Origin of the sequence: Exiguobacterium sp. s183, assembly GCF_018617655.1 — a bacterium.
Taxonomy (GTDB): Bacteria; Bacillota; Bacilli; order Exiguobacteriales; family Exiguobacteriaceae; genus Exiguobacterium; species Exiguobacterium aestuarii_A.
Window position 1 is genome coordinate 66,377 of sequence record NZ_JACSKN010000005.1, and the last position, 17,837, is coordinate 84,213.

Here is a 17,837-nt window from a genome sequence, read left to right on the forward strand (position 1 = left end):
CAAAGAAAGCGATGACCTTGTTCAGGTCATCGCCGAACCGTCACCTCACTCTTGTTTAAAGCGACGCTCCAGTTCTTTTAGTTTTGCTTCAAAATCATCTTCATCTGCTTGCGTGTCTTTCTTCTCTTCAACAGGTTGTTCTTTCTTCTCTTCCTCGGTAAACGGATGAGACTGCGACGTGTTTTGACCGAAGATTTGGTCAAGTGCCCCTTTTAGAAGATCTAAATTTTCACGCATCGCAAATTCATATCGTTTGTTTTGCATTTCATCGAGCTTGAGTTTCATCTCGAGTGCACGACGCTCTAGCGCATCCAATTCACGCTCTCCTTCATCAATCAACCCTTCGAAATAACGATACTGTTCTCCGTAGTGTTTTGACTCAAGAGCTGCACGTTCTGCCAACTTCTCTTCACCAGCCTGCTTCGCCAGTTCTGTCTGTTCATATCGTTTATCTGCCATCTTTTTGGCATCATCACGCTTTTCAGCAAGCTCTGCAAGTAGTGTGCGTTGACGTTCGACGAGACGCTCAACCGATAACGCTTCCTTCTCCGCTCCACGGATATGACGGTTCAATTCCGCTTCTCCACTCGAACGTGGCATCTCTTTATCTTGATACTTCTTCACTTCTTTTGAAATCTCTTTCGTCAATTCATTCGCTAGTTCACGAAACTGATCAAACGGTGTCTTCATGGTGAATCCTCCTTATGAAATCTTAACGACGATTAACAAATTTTTGCCACACTTGATCGAACTGTTGGAAGCTGCTACGGCTAGCACGCGTTCCGTCTGCATTTAAAATCTCGACTTCCGGGTCACGTTTTTCACCTGTATACATCATATACCCTTTAAACAACAACCACGCGACAATGATTCCGACGAGTGCCCAGATGTTTGAGAGCATCGTCCCAATCCCGATGACGGCAAGGATCCCGAAACCAACTTTAGCACCGATGTGTGTCACAGCCTGAAAACGGACTCCAGCCCAAAGCGTCAAGAGCGCTCCTAATCCGAATAAGATCATATTCGGTAAAGAACCGATCAACACGAGCACTAGAGCGATCGCGGCTACGATGAACAACACCTTTTTCACTTGGTGATTCATCTGTCATCCCTCCTTGTTAAGTACACTCTTATCATAATACGTTATTTTGTATAGGTCGACGAGCGGAAGGCTTGTTTTGCCTAGGTCTGTAGACTGAGATGTTATCGTTTTCAATTCATGTGGTACACTTATGCTATCGAACAATGAAAGGATGATGTTTTATGAGCAACATGATGCATGCACGTCACCAAATGTCAGCGAATCGGAGGGCTGCCGTCCTCCATCATTAAAAGGAGGATTCTAATTTGTTTCAACAAACTGAAACGGGACGTGTCACGGCACAGTTCCAACATCTTTATACGGTATCAATCGGAGAGAACGGCTATATGTGCGGGGTTTCCGGAAAATTTCGACATGAGGCGACGAGCGAACGAGACTACCCGGTCATCGGCGATTATGTCACGATTCAAGTTCGCGAGCATGGTCAAGGTACGATTCACCATCTCCTTGAGCGTCGGACCATTCTATCACGAGCGGCAGCCGGCAACGAGACGCGTGAACAACTGATCTGCGCGAACGTCGACTACGTCTTGATCACGATGGCATGCGGACACGACTTCAACATCCGCCGCCTTGAGCGCTATACGCTAGCCGCTTGGGACACCGGGGCCATCCCCATCATCGTCCTGACAAAAACGGACCAAGTCGACTCGGTCGACACACTGCTCGAAGACATTGAGCTAAACGCACCTGGAATTCAAGTATTTCCTGTCAGTGCAGTGACGGGAGCAGGGGTTTCTGAACTTCGTCAGGCGTTACCGAGTGAAAGTACGATTGCCTTCGTCGGTTCGTCCGGAGTCGGAAAATCTACGCTGACAAACGCCCTCGCCCACGAGACACTTGCCGCCACGCAAGCCGTCCGGACGCAGGACGAGCGCGGGAAACATACGACGACACACCGCGAACTGTTTCGAATCGACGACTTATACGTCATCGACACACCAGGGATGCGCGAGTTCGGACTATGGGAAGGAAGCGAGCATCTCGATGAGACATTTCGTGACATCGAAGCGCTTGCCGAGACTTGCCGCTTCCGCGACTGCTCACATCAGAAAGAACCGGGCTGCGCCGTCCAAGAGGCGCTAACGAACGGTACGTTAGATGCGAAACGCTATGCAAGCTTCGTCAAACTAGAACGGGAACTTCTCTATATGGAGAAGAAACAGGCAGAGCACGCCCGCGTCTTAGAAAAGAAGAAAAAGCGAGTTTAACGTCAAACAAGCGCAGACCACATCGGTCTGCGCTTGTTTTATACAGTTCCCTGTAAGATTCCTTCCGCCCATTCGACTTCATCAGACGTCGGGGGTTTTGTTCCTTTGAGCGGATAATCGAGTCCGAGCGCCTCCCATTTATAGACGCCCATCTCATGGTAAGGCAGAATCTCGACTTTCTCGACATGGTCTAGTTTTTGAATGAACGCGGCGGTGCGACGAAGCGCCCCTTCTTCAAGCGTCCATCCAGGTACGAGGACGTGGCGAATCCACATTTTCGTTCCGCGCTCGGAAAGGTGTTCGGCAAGCGCGAGCGTGTTGGCATTGCTACGTCCGGTCAATTTTTTACACATGTCGTCGTCGATATGCTTGATATCGAGTAAGACGAGATCGGTGTGATCTAAAATCGCATCCAAGTTAGGAGGACGGAGCGCACCGGACGTATCGAGTGTCGTATGGAGCCCATGCTTTTTCGCTTCACGCAGTAGTGCCTCTAAAAATTCAGGTTGCGCGAGTGGATCACCACCTGAGATGGTGATGCCGCCGTTCGATGCCTCCATGAACGGTCGGTAACTGAGCGCCTCTTGAATGACGTCTTCAGCCGAGCGGTGGTTATTCTTTTTGAAATCCCATGTGTCCGCGTTATGGCAATAGAGACAACGTAACGCACAACCTTGTAAAAAGACGATGAAGCGAATCCCTGGGCCGTCAACTGTTCCGAATGATTCGACCGAATGTACATATCCCATTGTCATCGAAATGACCTCCTAACGAATGAGCGGCCCACCGTGGAAGGCCGCTAAGCCTTTACTTACAACGAACCGTGGAACGTACGGTTGATGACATCAATCTGTTGCTCACGTGTCAACTTGATGAAGTTGACCGCATATCCAGATACGCGGATCGTGAGTTGTGGATACTCTTCCGGATGTTCCATTGCGTCGAGAAGCGTCTCTCGGTTGAAGACGTTGACGTTCAAATGATGTCCTTTGTACTCTCCACTCATATACCCATCGAGAAGTGCCGCCAAGTTGAGTTCACGTGCGATTTCTTCTTTTCCGAGTGCTTTCGGTACGATTGAGAACGTATACGAGATCCCGTCTTGTGCGTGTTCAAACGGAAGTTTCGCAACAGATGAGAGCGATGCAGCCGCACCTTTCGTATCCCGTCCATGCATCGGGTTGGCACCTGGAGCGAATGGTTCACCGGCACGGCGACCGTCTGGCGTATTCCCTGTTTTCTTACCGTAGACGACGTTCGATGTGATGGTGAGGACCGATTGCGTATGAAGCGCGTCACGGTATGTTTTATGTTTCCGTACTTTTTCCATGAACGATTCGACGAGTTCTACGGCGATTGCGTCGACACGGTCGTCATTGTTACCGAATTTCGGGAAGTCGCCTTCCGTTTCGAAGTCGACGATGATTCCTTCTTCGTTACGAACCGGTTTGACGTTCGCATATTTGATTGCTGAAAGACTATCTGCCGTCACGGAGAGACCTGCGATCCCACAAGCCATCGTCCGTAAGATTTCTGGATCGTGAAGCGCCATTTCGATGCGTTCGTACGCATATTTGTCATGCATGAAGTGAATGACGTTGAGCGTATTGACGTATAGCTCTGCCAACCAGTCGAGTGTACGGTCAAAGTCGGCATATACTTTATCGTACGTGAGCACATCTTCTGCATTCATCTCCCAAGCTGGAGCAATTTGAGCGCCGCTCTTCTCATCACGTCCGCCGTTCATGCTATAAAGAAGGGCTTTTGCCATGTTGGCACGCGCACCGAAGAATTGCATTTGTTTTCCGATCTTCATCGGTGACACACAACATGCGATACCATAGTCGTCACCGAATTGTGGCATCATCAAGTCATCATTCTCATACTGAATCGCCGATGTTTCAATCGACATTTTCGCACAGTATTGTTTGAATCCTTCGGGAAGCTTCGTCGACCAGAGAACGGTCAAGTTCGGCTCTGGAGCAGGACCGAGGTTCGTGAGTGAATGTAAGAATCGGAACGAGCTCTTCGTGACGTTCGAGCGACCATCTTCACTCATCCCACCGATTGACTCCGTTACCCAAGTCGGGTCACCTGAGAACAATTCGTTATAGTCTGGTGTCCGTAAGAATTTGACGATCCGAAGCTTCATGATGAAGTGATCGACGATTTCCTGAACGTCTGATTCTGTTAAACGACCAGCTTCAAGGTCACGTTCAGCGTACACATCAAGGAATGTCGAGACGCGTCCGAGTGACATCGCGGCACCGTTTTGTTCTTTGATCGCAGCAAGGTATGCCAAGTACACCCATTGATACGCTTCTTGCGTGTTTTCCGCAGGGCGACCGAGATCAAATCCATAAGCGGCTCCGAGTTGTTTGAGTTCTTGGAGGGCACGAAGTTGTTCCGATAGTTCCTCCCGGTCACGAATGTCTGATTCAGATAAGAATCCACCTCGTTTCGCCAAGTCTTTTTTGCGCTCTGCCATCAAGAAATCAATTCCGTAGAGAGCGACGCGGCGATAGTCACCAATAATGCGTCCACGACCGTACGCATCCGGAAGACCTGTGATAATCCCTGATTTACGAGCAGCTCGCATTTCAGGCGTATAGGCATCGAACACACCTTGGTTATGTGTTTTACGAATCTCTGAATAAATTTTTGTGATTTCTTCATCTGGTTCGAAACCATATGATTCGAGTGCGGCATCCACCATGCGAATCCCGCCATTCGGGTGAATCGAACGTTTGAACGGCTCATCCGTCTGAACGCCAACGACTTTCTCTAATTCTTTGTTTAAGTAACCTGGTCCATGCGACACGATTGTCGATGGTGTGTGTTGATCGACGTCCCAAACGCCTCCGCGTTCACGCTCTTCTTTTGTCAGTTCCATCACACGATTCCAAAGAACGTTTGTCGCTTCTGTCGGACCTGCTAAGAACGTATCGTTCCCTGTGTATTCATGACGATTCAAACGGATAAACTCACTGACATTGACTTCATTCGTCCACTGACCAGGGATAAAACCTGACCATGCGGATTTGATTTCGGTTGCCATGTTGATTCACTCCTCATTCTCGAAAGTAACTGCGTGTTATCTATACTGTGAGTGTACGTGAAAACGTGAACAATATGTTTTACATTCTTGTGAAACTTGTAACAATCTTATGAACGTGATGAAATAGCCGTTTTTGAAAGCGTTTTACAAACTGTTATATTCGATTAATTATATAGTTTGAAACAGCTAAATCCCATTTAATTAGGGTCGAACTATGATCTGTACTAATTTGATTGTTCTGTGACGAACTATACAGTTTTTGGGGTGATAAATCTCACATCACTCGGTTAGAACTTGAATTTTTGTGTCGTATCAGACACAATGAAGGCAGAACATTGTATAAGAGGAAGGGGTTCTACTCATGACGTACGAACCATTAACACCAAGCCACGCCTTTCAAGTCGGCGATCGCATCTCATTGAAGGTCGAAGAAGCCGGTGAAAAGCGTGATGGATTTATCACAGAATTTGAAGATGGAGGGTTTTGGATTCGCTTTGACGATGACATCGAGAACGAAGATTTTATCGATTATCGCGACCAATTACTCGCCGGACTTTTGTCGCGTCCAATCCATGTCATCACGACACATCCGGAACTGAAACCGTTCGAGAAAATGACGTCCGAGTTACAGTATCGCGTTTATCAAGGATTCACGATTGAGAAAGTGGAATTGACAGCAGAAGGCGCGGATGCCCACATCCAACTCATCGAAGACGGTCAAACGTATACACAGACGTTACGTTCTTCAATGGAAGATGGTCAGGAGCATGTTCGCTATATTTGACGAGGGAGCGCTTTCGCTTCCTTTGTTTTTGCCTAAAGATAAGGAGACCTATTATGAATTTTACAAAACCTTTTATTAACGAGACGTGGGAACGGATGGGCTTTAACGAGCCGATGCCGGTCCAAAAAGAGGCGTTTCCCCTACTATTAGATGGAAAAGACGTGACAATCGAGGCACCGACCGGAACGGGTAAAACGCTCGCTTACCTGCTACCAGCGATTGAAAAAATCGATCCATCGAACGACCGAATCCAAGTTGTCATTGTCGCTCCAACTCGTGAACTTGTCATGCAGATCCAACAGGTCGCACAACGTTTCACCGAAAAAGGCGATGTTCGCATCGGCTCGTTCATTGGCGGTGTCGAATTGAAACGTCAAATCGATCGAATCAAGAAAAAGCCGCATTTAATCGTCGGGACACCGGGACGTCTCGTCGAATTGATTGACAAGAAAAAGCTGAAGCTCCATGAGACGCATACGGTCATTCTCGATGAAGCCGACCAAATCATCGACAGCGGTTTGACAGAGGCGGCTGAGCGCATCATCAAGCATACCGCGCATGAGCGTCAACTTGCACTCGTCTCGGCAACACTCACCGATTCACTCAAAGAATGGTCGGCACCGTTCATGAACGAGCCGGCACAAATCAAAATCGAACGTGCTGTCAGCGATCAAGTGACGTACGGTTACTTGTTGACGACGCGTCGCTACAAACCCGAACTGTTACGCCGTCTTTCGCACGTCGATGGCGTAAAGGCACTTGCGTTCATTAATAACCGCTCGTTCTTGCCACCACTTCGTGGGGAGCTTGAAAAGTTGAAAGTGGACTACCGCATGCTCGACAGCTTGAAAGGAAAGCGCGAACGCGTCGAGACGCTTCGTGAATTCCGTAAAGGCGAATACCCGCTCCTCATCACGACGGGTCTCGCAGCGCGTGGTCTCGATATCGAAGATGTGACGCACGTCGTCCATTTCGATTTACCAGAATCCATCGATGACTTTATCCACCGTTCAGGCCGTACGGCTCGTGGTAACGCAGGCGGGACCGTCCTTTCTCTCGTGACGACGGACGATTTACCACACTTGAAATCATTCGCGCGTCAACTCGGTGTCGAATTGAAAGAACTCGAGATTTATCGTGGTGATGTAATCGAGAAACGAATTGAGGAGAAGCCTCCTGTCGTCAAACGCCCTGCGAACAAGCGAGGACCGCGCCGATGAAAAAAGACCGGAAAGTAATTCCCTTCCCTTTGCTCGTCGAAGAGTCCGAATTGCTTGCCGAACTGAAAAAGTTATATGAGCAAGCCGCTCTTGCGCGAAGCACACAATGGACGAACTATATTCAAGAAATCGCATCAGAAGGGACATGGCATTTAAAAGATGCCGAGCTCTTCCGTGACCTCTTCATTGATTGGGCCGTCTTCTTTGAAACGGACGAAGATGGCATGACGCCCCACGGTCGCTATTTGGCTGATCATAAGGGCGACATGTCACCTGCTCTTTATCACGCACTCCGTGGACTAGCCGTCCCGCGCTGCAGCATCTTTGAAGTGACGGAAGACGGTCAGTTGAAAGACTGGGAGTCAAAAGAGACGTACGCTGTTCAGTTACCCGAAGAACGCGAGACCGGCGACCTCGTCCTCGGAAAGTTACTCGACATCCGAGGCAGCTGGCGCTTCGGTTCGGCGTTCCTCGCCTTACCTGCGAAAATGTCTGGAAACGTGGCCGACCTATATATCGACTTTACGGATGAAGTCGGTCCCGGTGCCTTTTTGGAGCAGTTTCCGGAGTTCTGCGCGGAACTGATCGACTTGTTGCTTGATTTAGAAGAAGGCGTCATCATACCGAAACCATCAAAATAAGCAAAGGGCCGCGGCCCTTTGCTTATTTTTGTCTGACGTACACGTCAATCTGTTTGAGTATGTCACGAGCTTCTTCATTTTCAGGCGTGATTGCCGCACTTGAGATTTGTTCCCCATCCTCGTATACATCGATGACGACACCATCTTTCGCTTGACGCGTTTGGTACAGACGACCGTTTGAATAGAAGGAGTGATCAACCGAGTCGAGAACGCTTCGGGTCATGTTCTTCCCTGTGTTCAAGTCGATGACGACTTCCTCGCCATCTTCATTTATCGCTAACAGGTTTTGGCCCGACGTTGTATAATCCCAAAAGCCTTGGTCTTCAGCCAATTGAACGACTTTCTCCGTTTTCGTGTCATAAGCGAATTGACCTGGCAATCTGTCTTCAACATTGAACTTATCTTCTCCTTCTTCGATAACATCGTAGAAGCTAACACCGACAGGGATATAACGTGTTTCTGTCATCTGAGAGGATACATCGGTAGCGTAAAAACGATTCGTATTGATGACATGGGTGATAAATCCTTTGTCCATGTTCAATTCTTTGACGCTTACGTCATTCATCGCTTCATTAAACGTGGCAATCATTGTTTTTACGTCTTCGTCACCATCATATTCATCCCGATAGATTAAGTTTAACTGGCCATCATTTAGGAATATGCCTGACCATACCCCGTTCACGATGTCGTATATTTTTGAATCACTTGCATCGAACGCGAATCTCGATATTTCTTTTCCTTTTAATTGTTGAAAAACGATGAGCTCTTTCATCCCATCCTGCCCGACTCCGATATATCCGTCTTGTGTTTGAATCGACTGCGCATACGTCCATCCATTCATGAGTCTATGGATGGAACGTACATCTCCATTCAAACGTTCACGATATTGTTGTCCCTCAGCTATATAGTTCAAGTTTGATGTGATGCGACTTTCATCAGCCGTCACTTCAAACCGTTGATCAACAGCATCATCAGAACTATAAGTCATCTCAACAATTTGATTTTCCCAAACAGCTGGATTCGAACTGATGTCTAACGACCATTCTGCTTTCGGTTCTGTCGCATCAACAGCAAACGTCCCAAGCCCAATCACGATGACCGCACCGAGCGCAGCCACGTTCCACATTCGTTTCATCTTCTCACCTCACACATTCAATTTCGTCTGTAAAAATCTTCGACCTAGCCAAATCGTCACACTTGCCCAAACGACCAATACCATACCGACGTACACGATCGTCTCATCATAAATCAGTCGATTCGACAGGAACGCGTAGCCTAAAATGGGAATAGTTAAGATGACAACTAGAATCGATAAACTAAGTACAGGCGACCACATCGTCCGTTGCCAGAAACTGCGTTCAATCAATACAAATGTAAAAATAAATAACACAACGATGATGATCAACAATTGATGGATGACGAAATTTACGAGTGAAGAAGGATACATGACCGTAAACATCCCATGATAGGAAATCGCTTGCTCGAAGGAACCTCTCATTGGAATCATCTTTTCATCGAACCAACTCGTGAACGCTATGTACTGTAACTTGAGAGCAATCCATTCGATGGCAAACAGTCCCAACGTCATCATCAAAATCGTAGCGAGTTTAGCGAAGAACAAGGTCATTCGTTTTTGTGGCATCGTCAGGAGTCGCAACATGAACGTCCCTCGTCCTTGAAAATCGCGATACCAGATCCAGGCGCTGTATAATAACATCGCCGCGACCGCAATTCCGAGTGACAAGAGATATGGCGTACTGCCGAGATAATCCAAGAACGTATATTGATAGTCCGCGTTCCCTTCACGTCGTAACCGTTCAAATAGATTTGTCTCATCCCATAAAAAGTAACCGAGATACCCAAACTGGACGACGAGGAGGCCAGTAACTAACATCAAGAACGGTTTTGTGACACGCTCGATTTCCCAACTCAAAAGTTTCAATAGATTCATGCCCCGTACTCCTCTCTCATCACATCGACGATGGACTTCCCGTGAATGAAACGGACATCTTCGACATCAAACTCACGGACGATTCTTCCGTTATTCAACATGACGGCCTTGTCGATCAAGTACTCGATATCTTCAATCTCGTGTGTCGTAATGAGCACGCCACGATTCTCCATGACCTCGCTCGAAAATAGTTCGACAATCTGTTCTTTTGAGAAGACATCGATTCCTGAGAACGGTTCATCAAGCAATAAATAATCCGGGTCTTGCGCAATCCCGAGTGCGAGGTTCGCTTTCGCGAGCGTCCCTTTCGATAACTCGCTCAACTTATCTTCCGGAAACAACTTGAAATCATCGACGAGACGGGTAAATAATACCGAATCAAATGTCGGATAAAAATCTTTCATGAACGCCTCACATTGTTCGATTGTAAAGTGAATCGGGAACATCGCATGGTCGGCGACGAAGGCGACACGATTCAAATCAATCGGTTTCCCATCGATCAATACCGAACCTTTGTCGAAAGGTGTCAATCCCATGATGCCTTTCAACAACGTCGACTTCCCCGTACCGTTCAAGCCGATGAGACACGTGATTTCACCTTTATTCGCTGTGAACGATACGTCTTCAATGACTTGTTTCCGCCGATAACGTTTTTTAACTCCCAACACTTCGATCATCGTACATCCCCTCCTTGTACTGTCGTTTGATTTTTTCAACAAGTTCGTCTACCGAGACATCAAGTTCTTGAATCGATTCTACAAATACGGCGACCGCGTCATCTACGATTTCAGAGCGGATTTGTGCCAATACCGTTCGATCTGTCGTCACGCGACTCGGTCGATTTCGTTCGGTCGTAATCAATTGTTGGTCCTCCATTTCCTTGAACGCTTTTTGAACCGTGTTCGGATTAATTTTTAAATCATTCGCAAGCTCACGCCGAGATGGCATCTCATCCCCGGCTTTCAGTTCACCGAGCGCCATCTTCTTTTTGAAGTAATCGACGACTTGTAGGTAAACCGGTGCCCTCGTATTGAATTGCATGTTCATCACCTTTCTAAGTGTATGACATGGTTAATACACTTTCTAACTGTATTATTAGCATAATACACTTTGACGTCAATCATTTTTTCAAATTTTCTCCAAATTAAAAACACCTGACGCACGCGTCAGATGTTGAAACGTTCAGTCAGAGCACGATATCTGCTCCTCTTTTCGGGTCGACGAGTTGAAGATAAAGATCTTCCCCTGGCCAATAGCGCCTCTTGTATTTCGCAAGCCGTTCCTCCGGGACGCCGAGATATGTATCTCGATTCAATACCCGTTCATACCGAACCTCGCGGGGACAGTCGAGATAAACCACGTAATCGTAATATGGTCGCCATTCCGGTCGTTGTAGAAAAATCCCTTCGACGACAATGGTATAAGCAGATGACACATCGATTACTTCTTCAACGATGACATCTCGTTCATGATCATATCGCGGTAATGCTAACTCCTTAACCCCTTCTGTTAAAGGACGGAACAGTTCGTTCTCAAGACGCGACACGTCCCATTGAAGTGCGTAATACTCGGTCGATTCAGGCTGTCCGGTCTCATAGCGTTTGTCTCGTTCGACAATATAGTCATCAATGTGAAGAACAAGTATAGTCGGCTCTTCGCTCAAACGCGAGACGAGCGTTGTCTTGCCCGCTCCACTCAATCCATCAATCGCCACGACAAACGGGCGATTGGCTGAATGCATCGAACGCGCTTCATGGATGACGTCTAATACGTTCATATCGTTCCTCCCCACACAAAAAAGTCAGCTCACGTATGAGCTGACTTTAGTTTACCAGAGTACCCAACCACGCGCTCCAGGAGGCGCACTCTCAATCAAGTGCCAAATTGGAACCGTGTATGCAAATGCAATCAAGACGAACGTTACCGTAATCCACAATTTCCAGTTTTCGAAATAGCGCGGTGTATCCATCGCCGCCTCTTCTGTCTCAGCGAGCGGGAATTCCTCTTCGCCTTTTGGAGCGAGGAATGACAAGTTGAACATCGAGTAGACGAAGATCAGAACCGAGATGAATAAAATCGTTCCTCCAATCGCCATCATGACGTGGTACGGAATCCATTCACGCGTCAATGCATCCGAGAAGTAAGTTGCTGGACCCGTACGACGTGGGTTACCATTCAATCCTGAAATGTGCATCGCATATGACATGATGGCCATACCGAACGCCCACGTCCCTGCTTGAATCAATCCAAGCTTGTTCATCGCTTTTGTCAACGTGCGACCACGAAGTACTGGTACGAGCCAGTATGCCGTTCCGAAGAACGTCAAGGCGACAGCCGTTCCGACTGTGATATGGAAGTGACCTGTGACCCAAAGCGTATTGTGAACCATCGCGTTCAATTGGTGAGACGCGTTGATGATCCCACCTGCACCGGCAGGAATGAAGAATAGCATCCCGATGAATGGTGCGAGGAAACGAACATCACCATACGGCATTTTCTTCACCCAACCGAACAATCCTTTCGCGCCGAGCGCACGTCCACGAAGTTCGAACGTCGCAAAGAGCGAGAATGCTGTCATGAACGATGGGATGACGACCAAGAACGTCAAGATAACTTGAACGAACTTCCAGAACGGTTCAATCCCCGGTTCTGTCAACTGATGGTGGAAGCCGACCGGGAATGAGAAGAGCAAGAACAACAAGAACGCCATCCGTGCCAACGCATCCGAGAAGATCTTCCCACCGATGACTTTCGGCACGACTGTGTACCATACAATATATGCCGGCATGAGCCAGAAATAAACGAGCGGGTGACCGAAGTACCAGAACAATGTACGAGATAACTCAATTCCGACTGTATCTGTCCATCCTAACGAGAGAGGAAGGAGTTGGAACAGAATCGTTGCTGCGACACCGAGTGTCGCAATGTCCCATAGAAGCATCGTCATAATACTCATATAAGCCGGGAGCGGCGGATGAACGCCTGGGTTGTCGCGTTTGTAGTCCGCATACATACGGAACATCGCGAATGACGACAACCACGTTCCGACTACGAACAGGACGAGTCCGACATAAAAGAGCGGATCTGCCATGAGCGGTGCATAGAATGTATACAATACTGTCCCTTTGTTGGCCAAAATCATGACCGTTACCATGACGGCACCGATAATTATCGTCCAAAAACCGAGCCAAGCGACACGTGTCGGGAATGATTCAAACCGACCGAACGACTTCGCAAGCAACGCATACAAGAGACCGATGATGAACATTGTCGTGAAGACGAGCCCGAGCATAATACCGTGAGCCGTTAGTAATTGATAATATCCAAAGATTTCAGGAATGACTCCGGTTCGAATCAACGTCTGTGTCAAACCGGCCAACGCGCCGATCAAGACGGCGAGAATTGATACGAGAACGTGACCGTATGCAAGGCGCGCCTCTTTCGCTCCGATACTTGGAACAGGAACCCCTCGCTCCATCTCCCATTGTTTCAGTTTAGATGATACGTCGTTCATTTACTCCACCACCTTGATTTTAGTCGACATCATGTGATGCCCTGTCCCACAATATTCGTTACAAAGAATCAAAAATTCGCCAGCTTCCTCGAACGTGTACGTCAATGAGTTAATATGTCCAGGGACAACCATCATGTTGACCGGAGTACCTGTCAACTGGAATCCGTGTACGACATCAGGTGACGTCACAAGGAATGTTACTTTTGCGCCTTTTGGAATTTCAACATTCCCTGGTGTGAACGTAAACGCTTGTGCGATCATGACGAGTTCGTATTCATTCTCACCAATTTGATGAATTCCTGGTTTGTCGAATGGAGCCGTCTGATTTACTTTGGCCGGGTCAATCAAATCCGCATCCGATGCTGGCTGGTTCCCTGCCGCGAATGCCGATACCCCGAGAACAGTCAAGAAGACCGCGAGTAGGATAATACCAAATGTAAGCCAATACTTTTCTAGTTTATGAATATGCACGATGAGACCCTCCTCCCTACATGTTTATCGTGTGACGAATAAGTAAAATACTGATGACCACATGGCGATGATGACACCTGCAACGATCATGACCGATGTAAACGTTCCTTTTAGGTTCGGTTCTTGCCCATCTTTATGTTCCACGTGTAAGACCCCTTTCGGTTGTTTTTCCACTTTCATTGTATGCAATCACCTAAGGGATAATATGTGACTTTTGTCACTCAAAAAGTGACAATCACATCAATTTTGCGTAGTTTCAACACACAAAATTCACATTTCCATAAAAATAGGTCACAAAAAAACCGCCTTCACATGAGGCGGTTCATAAACGACATATTCCTGATGGACAACCCTCGCAATGACAAAGCTCTTTCAAAAAATCAACATCATGGATGACGATTGATTTGGTCGTCGTACTAATGACTCCTTCTTTTCGCCATTGACTGATCAAGCGGTTCACCGTCTCGCGTGGCGCTCCGATCAATTGTCCGAGTTCTCCGTCTGACGGATGGCGAGGAATGACGATTGTATCCTCTTCCTCCACACCGTGCATAGCTGCCATACGGAGTAGTGTCGAGGCCAGAGCGCCTGGCTTTCCGTACAACAATAAGTCGCGTACCTTCATCTCTGAATGTTTGCGCATCATCGATGTCCATCGCAAAATTTCTCCGGCAAAGCGGATGTCACGTTGCATGAGCGATTCCAATTCGCGTTTTGAAATGGTCCCGATGGTACTTTCCTCAGTCGTCTCGATACTGTATGAGCTAGGGAAAGTTTCGACGATGTCAAACTCACCAAAGAAGTCATCCGAACCATACATGAACATGACGAGTGGATTACCTTTTTTCGTGATTTTTGTGAATTTGACAGAACCACTCTTCAAGTAAAAGAACTTATCACACTTTTCACCTTCCCAACATACGATACTCGCTTTCGGATGATGTTGAATCGTCATCATTTCCAGTAGCAATTGTTTCGTTTCATCTGAGAATACAAAACTGTTCGGTTGGGTCGTTCCACATTGCATTGACATAGGTCGGTGCTCCCTCCACGTTTCATTCGTACGTTCCAATTATGACTTTATTATACAGGAGTGTGACAGGGAGTATCAGAAAAGTATGTGACATTTCAAACAATCTTTTTCAAAAAAAGAGACCCGGCATTCGTACCGAGTCTCTCTATAGCTTTATCGTTGAATCAATCGAATCAATTGTTCGGCCGGTTTGAAGTTCGGATACCGGACTGGTAAATCAAATTTTGTCGTGTTTTTCAAAATAGACTTCGCATGACTAAACGTCTCAAAGCTCGTACGTCCGTGATAGGCACCCATACCGCTCTCACCCACTCCACCAAACGGGAGATTCGGGTTCGTCAAATGCATGATGACATCGTTCACACATCCTCCTCCAAAGGAGAGGTGTTTCATGATCGTTCTTTCCACATCTTTCGATTCCGTAAAGAGATAGAGCGCGAGTGGATGCGGCCGGTCAGAGATGAACTCGATCACTTCATCTAGTTGACGATAAGGAATAACCGGTAAAATCGGACCAAAAATCTCGTCTTTCATCACATCAGCATCTTCTTCGAGATTCGTCATGACAGTCGGTGCAATTTTTAGCTCATCCCGGTTCGTTTCCCCGCCAAAAGCAAGTTCACCTTCTGTCAAATAGTGAGACAAACGGTCGAAATGCGATTCGTTGACGATGCGCGTGTATCGTTTCGTACCGACACCGTTCCCGAACATCGCAAACGCCTCTTGTTTGATCGCCTCTAAAAATGCCTCTTGCTGCGATTCATGCACGAGTACATAGTCTGGCGCGACACACGTTTGCCCGGCGTTCATCCATTTCCCCCACGCGACACGTTTTGCCGCAATGGAGACATTCGCATCTCCGTGAACGATGACAGGTGATTTCCCTCCGAGTTCGAGTGTGACAGGTGTCAGATGTTCTGCTGCCGCTTTATTCACGATTCGACCGACTTGCGTCGAACCTGTAAAGAAAATGTAGTCCCATTTTTGATTCAAGAGCTCTTGGGCTGTGTCTTTATCCCCTTCGACACTGGCTATATATCGATCGGTGAAAGCACGTTCTAGCACTTGTGTCAGGACACGCGCGACGTTCGGTGTCAGTTCTGAAGGTTTGACGACCGCTGTGTTTCCCGCGGCAATGGCACCAATGAGTGGCGCGACCGCTAGTTGGAACGGATAATTCCACGGAGCGATGATCAATACCGTACCGTATGGCTCATATTGAATTTCACTCTTCATTCCAAGATGGATGGCAGTTCCACGTACACGCTTCGGACGCATCCATCGTTTTAATTCGCGTGTCGTCCGGGAAATCTCGTCATAAATGAATCCGATTTCTGTCGTATACGCATCCATCTCCGATTTGTTCAAGTCCTCTTTAAGCGCTTCTAGCAAATCCGCTTCATAATGCTTGATCGATTCCTTTAAAAACGTCAGCATACTTAAACGGAATGCCATTGATTTCGTCGCCTGTGTTTTAAAGAAACGACGTTGTTTTTGGACAAGCTCGTCAATCGTCAATTGTTCAATCGGTGCCAGCATGAACTTTCCTCCTTATGATTCATCACATTGATTTCATTTTATCATCGAGTGAAAAGTGAATCAAAAAAACGCTTTCATCGATGCGAGTTACACTAACCGTTTAAATGTTTAAACATTTAAACATAGAGTAATACATTACTTCTATCGTGTCAAAATATCTGTCTCCTCTTTACCACACTGACAAGAAAGAGGAGGCTCGCCCCCCATAAAATTAAACCAGTCAGCGTGAACTGCTCGACGACTGAAAGTGGCAGAGCACTTAAAAAAGAAGATCCCGCTACCGTACCGAGAGAGAAAAAGGCATAGAATGCCCCGTATGCTTTTCCTCGATTTTGAGGAGAAGTTGATTGAATCAACAATGTGTTGATGGCCGGGAAAAGAATCGCAAACCCGACACCATATAAGGCAAGTACCCCATAAAGGCTCGTTTGTACACCTGCTTGTCCAATTAACATCTGGCACGTCCCAATAATCGCCACCCCAAGTGCCGTCAATTTGGTCGGTGAAAATCGATCGAACAATCGGTTCGTCGGTAATAAAAAGAATAAGACGGCGACCACGCCGAACATACTGAGCAACGTCCCACTCAATCGTGAATCATAGCCAAGCTCCTGCACATGAACCGGTAACAAAAACGCAAGTGCCCCTTGGGAAAACATGAGGAAGAATGCCCCCCAATAGGCTCGAATCACTTTCGGGTCTGGTTTTATCGGTGCTGTATGGGTATCTTTCTTCGAATCCACCGTTTGATTCAGTCGCATCGTTACGATTGTCACGAACAGAATCACCCAGCCGAATAAAGAAACAAATAAAAAGACGGTCGGTGGTGATGTGATACTGGCGACAATTCCACTGAACGCAGGACCGATAATGGCCGCTAATCCGACGAAACTACCGGTGATGGCGACTTTCTTCCCTTGACGATTCATTGCTGTGATGTTCGCAGACAAGGTAAACGCAGCCGGGACGATCAGTCCAGCCATAAAGCCGTGGACACACCGGACAAGCAGTAATATGGATGGCGAGTCGACGAATTGGTAAGCGAGTAAACTTAAGCTCGTCAGAAACAAACCGAGAACCAATACGCGATATGGACCATTCTTGTCAGTCCATATACCGGACAGCACATTTCCAAACGTGTTCGTCAACGAATAAATTGCGATGGAAAAACCAGCGATAAATGAGGATGCCCCAACGGATAACGCAAATGTGCTCATGATTGGAAGTTGGGCGAACAGATCAAAAAAAGCAAAAAATACAATTGCATATAATATAAAACGTGATGGAGTTTTCATTAGACATTTCCTCTTTCT

At 47.1% G+C, this 17,837-nt stretch carries 19 protein-coding genes; 4 read left to right on the forward strand and 15 right to left on the reverse strand.

What is annotated here, in order from left to right; genetic code table 11:
- Positions 1–45: 45 nt before the first annotated feature.
- Both KNP62_RS12210 and KNP62_RS12215 read right to left on the reverse strand, forming a co-directional pair.
- On the reverse strand, positions 46–690 hold the full coding sequence (locus KNP62_RS12210) for a PspA/IM30 family protein (RefSeq protein WP_214696394.1): 645 nt from the start codon (positions 688–690) through the stop codon (positions 46–48).
- A gap of 22 nt (positions 691–712) precedes the next feature.
- Positions 713–1,102, reverse strand: a complete 390-nt coding sequence (locus KNP62_RS12215; protein WP_214696396.1) for a lmo0954 family membrane protein — start codon at positions 1,100–1,102, stop codon at positions 713–715.
- Between the two features lie 245 nt (positions 1,103–1,347).
- Here KNP62_RS12215 and rsgA point away from each other — a divergent pair, with 245 nt between their 5' ends.
- Positions 1,348–2,313, forward strand: a complete 966-nt coding sequence (rsgA, locus tag KNP62_RS12220; RefSeq protein WP_214785697.1) for a ribosome small subunit-dependent GTPase A — start codon at positions 1,348–1,350, stop codon at positions 2,311–2,313.
- Positions 2,314–2,351: 38 nt separating this feature from the next.
- Here rsgA and pflA read toward each other — a convergent pair whose 3' ends face one another.
- Together pflA and pflB are read right to left on the reverse strand one after the other, a co-directional pair.
- Positions 2,352–3,068 (reverse strand): pyruvate formate-lyase-activating protein, encoded by a 717-nt coding sequence (pflA, locus tag KNP62_RS12225; protein ID WP_026826768.1) that lies wholly within the window; start codon positions 3,066–3,068, stop codon positions 2,352–2,354.
- 56 nt (positions 3,069–3,124) lie between these two features.
- Entirely contained in the window at positions 3,125–5,371 is a 2,247-nt protein-coding gene (pflB, locus tag KNP62_RS12230) for a formate C-acetyltransferase (RefSeq protein ID WP_214785698.1), read from the reverse strand.
- 361 nt (positions 5,372–5,732) lie between these two features.
- Between pflB and KNP62_RS12235 the strand changes: the two genes are divergently transcribed.
- Genes KNP62_RS12235 through KNP62_RS12245 form a run of 3 tightly spaced genes read left to right on the forward strand, consistent with a single transcriptional unit; the run spans position 5,733 to position 8,016 of the window.
- A complete protein-coding gene (locus tag KNP62_RS12235; protein WP_214785699.1) occupies positions 5,733–6,155 on the forward strand; it encodes a hypothetical protein in 423 nt (140 codons plus the stop codon).
- Between the two features lie 53 nt (positions 6,156–6,208).
- Positions 6,209–7,375: a DEAD/DEAH box helicase gene (locus KNP62_RS12240; protein ID WP_214785700.1), complete on the forward strand. Its 1,167-nt coding sequence runs from the start codon at positions 6,209–6,211 to the stop codon at positions 7,373–7,375.
- Positions 7,372–8,016 carry a hypothetical protein gene (locus tag KNP62_RS12245; protein ID WP_015880828.1) on the forward strand — a complete coding sequence of 215 codons (645 nt, stop codon included), beginning with the start codon at positions 7,372–7,374 and terminating at the stop codon, positions 8,014–8,016. Before KNP62_RS12240 ends, KNP62_RS12245 begins: the two co-directional genes overlap by 4 nt.
- A gap of 22 nt (positions 8,017–8,038) precedes the next feature.
- Here KNP62_RS12245 and KNP62_RS12250 read toward each other — a convergent pair whose 3' ends face one another.
- From KNP62_RS12250 to KNP62_RS12300, 11 genes are all read right to left on the reverse strand, one after another.
- A complete protein-coding gene (locus KNP62_RS12250) occupies positions 8,039–9,151 on the reverse strand; it encodes a hypothetical protein (protein WP_214785701.1) in 1,113 nt (370 codons plus the stop codon).
- A 9-nt stretch (positions 9,152–9,160) separates the two neighbouring features.
- Positions 9,161–9,967: a hypothetical protein gene (locus KNP62_RS12255; RefSeq protein ID WP_214785702.1), complete on the reverse strand. Its 807-nt coding sequence runs from the start codon at positions 9,965–9,967 to the stop codon at positions 9,161–9,163.
- Positions 9,964–10,644: an ATP-binding cassette domain-containing protein gene (locus tag KNP62_RS12260; protein WP_214785703.1), complete on the reverse strand. Its 681-nt coding sequence runs from the start codon at positions 10,642–10,644 to the stop codon at positions 9,964–9,966. Before KNP62_RS12260 ends, KNP62_RS12255 begins: the two co-directional genes overlap by 4 nt.
- Positions 10,622–11,014: a GntR family transcriptional regulator gene (locus tag KNP62_RS12265; RefSeq protein ID WP_214747253.1), complete on the reverse strand. Its 393-nt coding sequence runs from the start codon at positions 11,012–11,014 to the stop codon at positions 10,622–10,624. Before KNP62_RS12265 ends, KNP62_RS12260 begins: the two co-directional genes overlap by 23 nt.
- Positions 11,015–11,153: 139 nt before the next feature.
- Positions 11,154–11,744 carry a kinase gene (locus KNP62_RS12270; protein WP_214785704.1) on the reverse strand — a complete coding sequence of 197 codons (591 nt, stop codon included), beginning with the start codon at positions 11,742–11,744 and terminating at the stop codon, positions 11,154–11,156.
- Between the two features lie 51 nt (positions 11,745–11,795).
- The gene (locus tag KNP62_RS12275; protein ID WP_214785705.1) at positions 11,796–13,481 is read right to left on the reverse strand and encodes a b(o/a)3-type cytochrome-c oxidase subunit 1; all 1,686 of its coding nucleotides are present in this window, start codon (positions 13,479–13,481) and stop codon (positions 11,796–11,798) included.
- Entirely contained in the window at positions 13,482–13,952 is a 471-nt protein-coding gene (locus KNP62_RS12280) for a cytochrome c oxidase subunit II (RefSeq protein ID WP_214785706.1), read from the reverse strand.
- 24 nt (positions 13,953–13,976) lie between these two features.
- A complete protein-coding gene (locus KNP62_RS12285) occupies positions 13,977–14,096 on the reverse strand; it encodes a cytochrome c oxidase subunit 2A (RefSeq protein WP_224863290.1) in 120 nt (39 codons plus the stop codon).
- Positions 14,097–14,274: 178 nt separating this feature from the next.
- Positions 14,275–14,985 carry a Crp/Fnr family transcriptional regulator gene (locus tag KNP62_RS12290; RefSeq protein WP_214785707.1) on the reverse strand — a complete coding sequence of 237 codons (711 nt, stop codon included), beginning with the start codon at positions 14,983–14,985 and terminating at the stop codon, positions 14,275–14,277.
- Positions 14,986–15,138: 153 nt separating this feature from the next.
- On the reverse strand, positions 15,139–16,524 hold the full coding sequence (locus tag KNP62_RS12295; RefSeq protein WP_214785708.1) for an aldehyde dehydrogenase: 1,386 nt from the start codon (positions 16,522–16,524) through the stop codon (positions 15,139–15,141).
- A 149-nt stretch (positions 16,525–16,673) separates the two neighbouring features.
- Positions 16,674–17,819: an MFS transporter gene (locus KNP62_RS12300; RefSeq protein WP_214785709.1), complete on the reverse strand. Its 1,146-nt coding sequence runs from the start codon at positions 17,817–17,819 to the stop codon at positions 16,674–16,676.
- Positions 17,820–17,837: the final 18 nt, after the last annotated feature.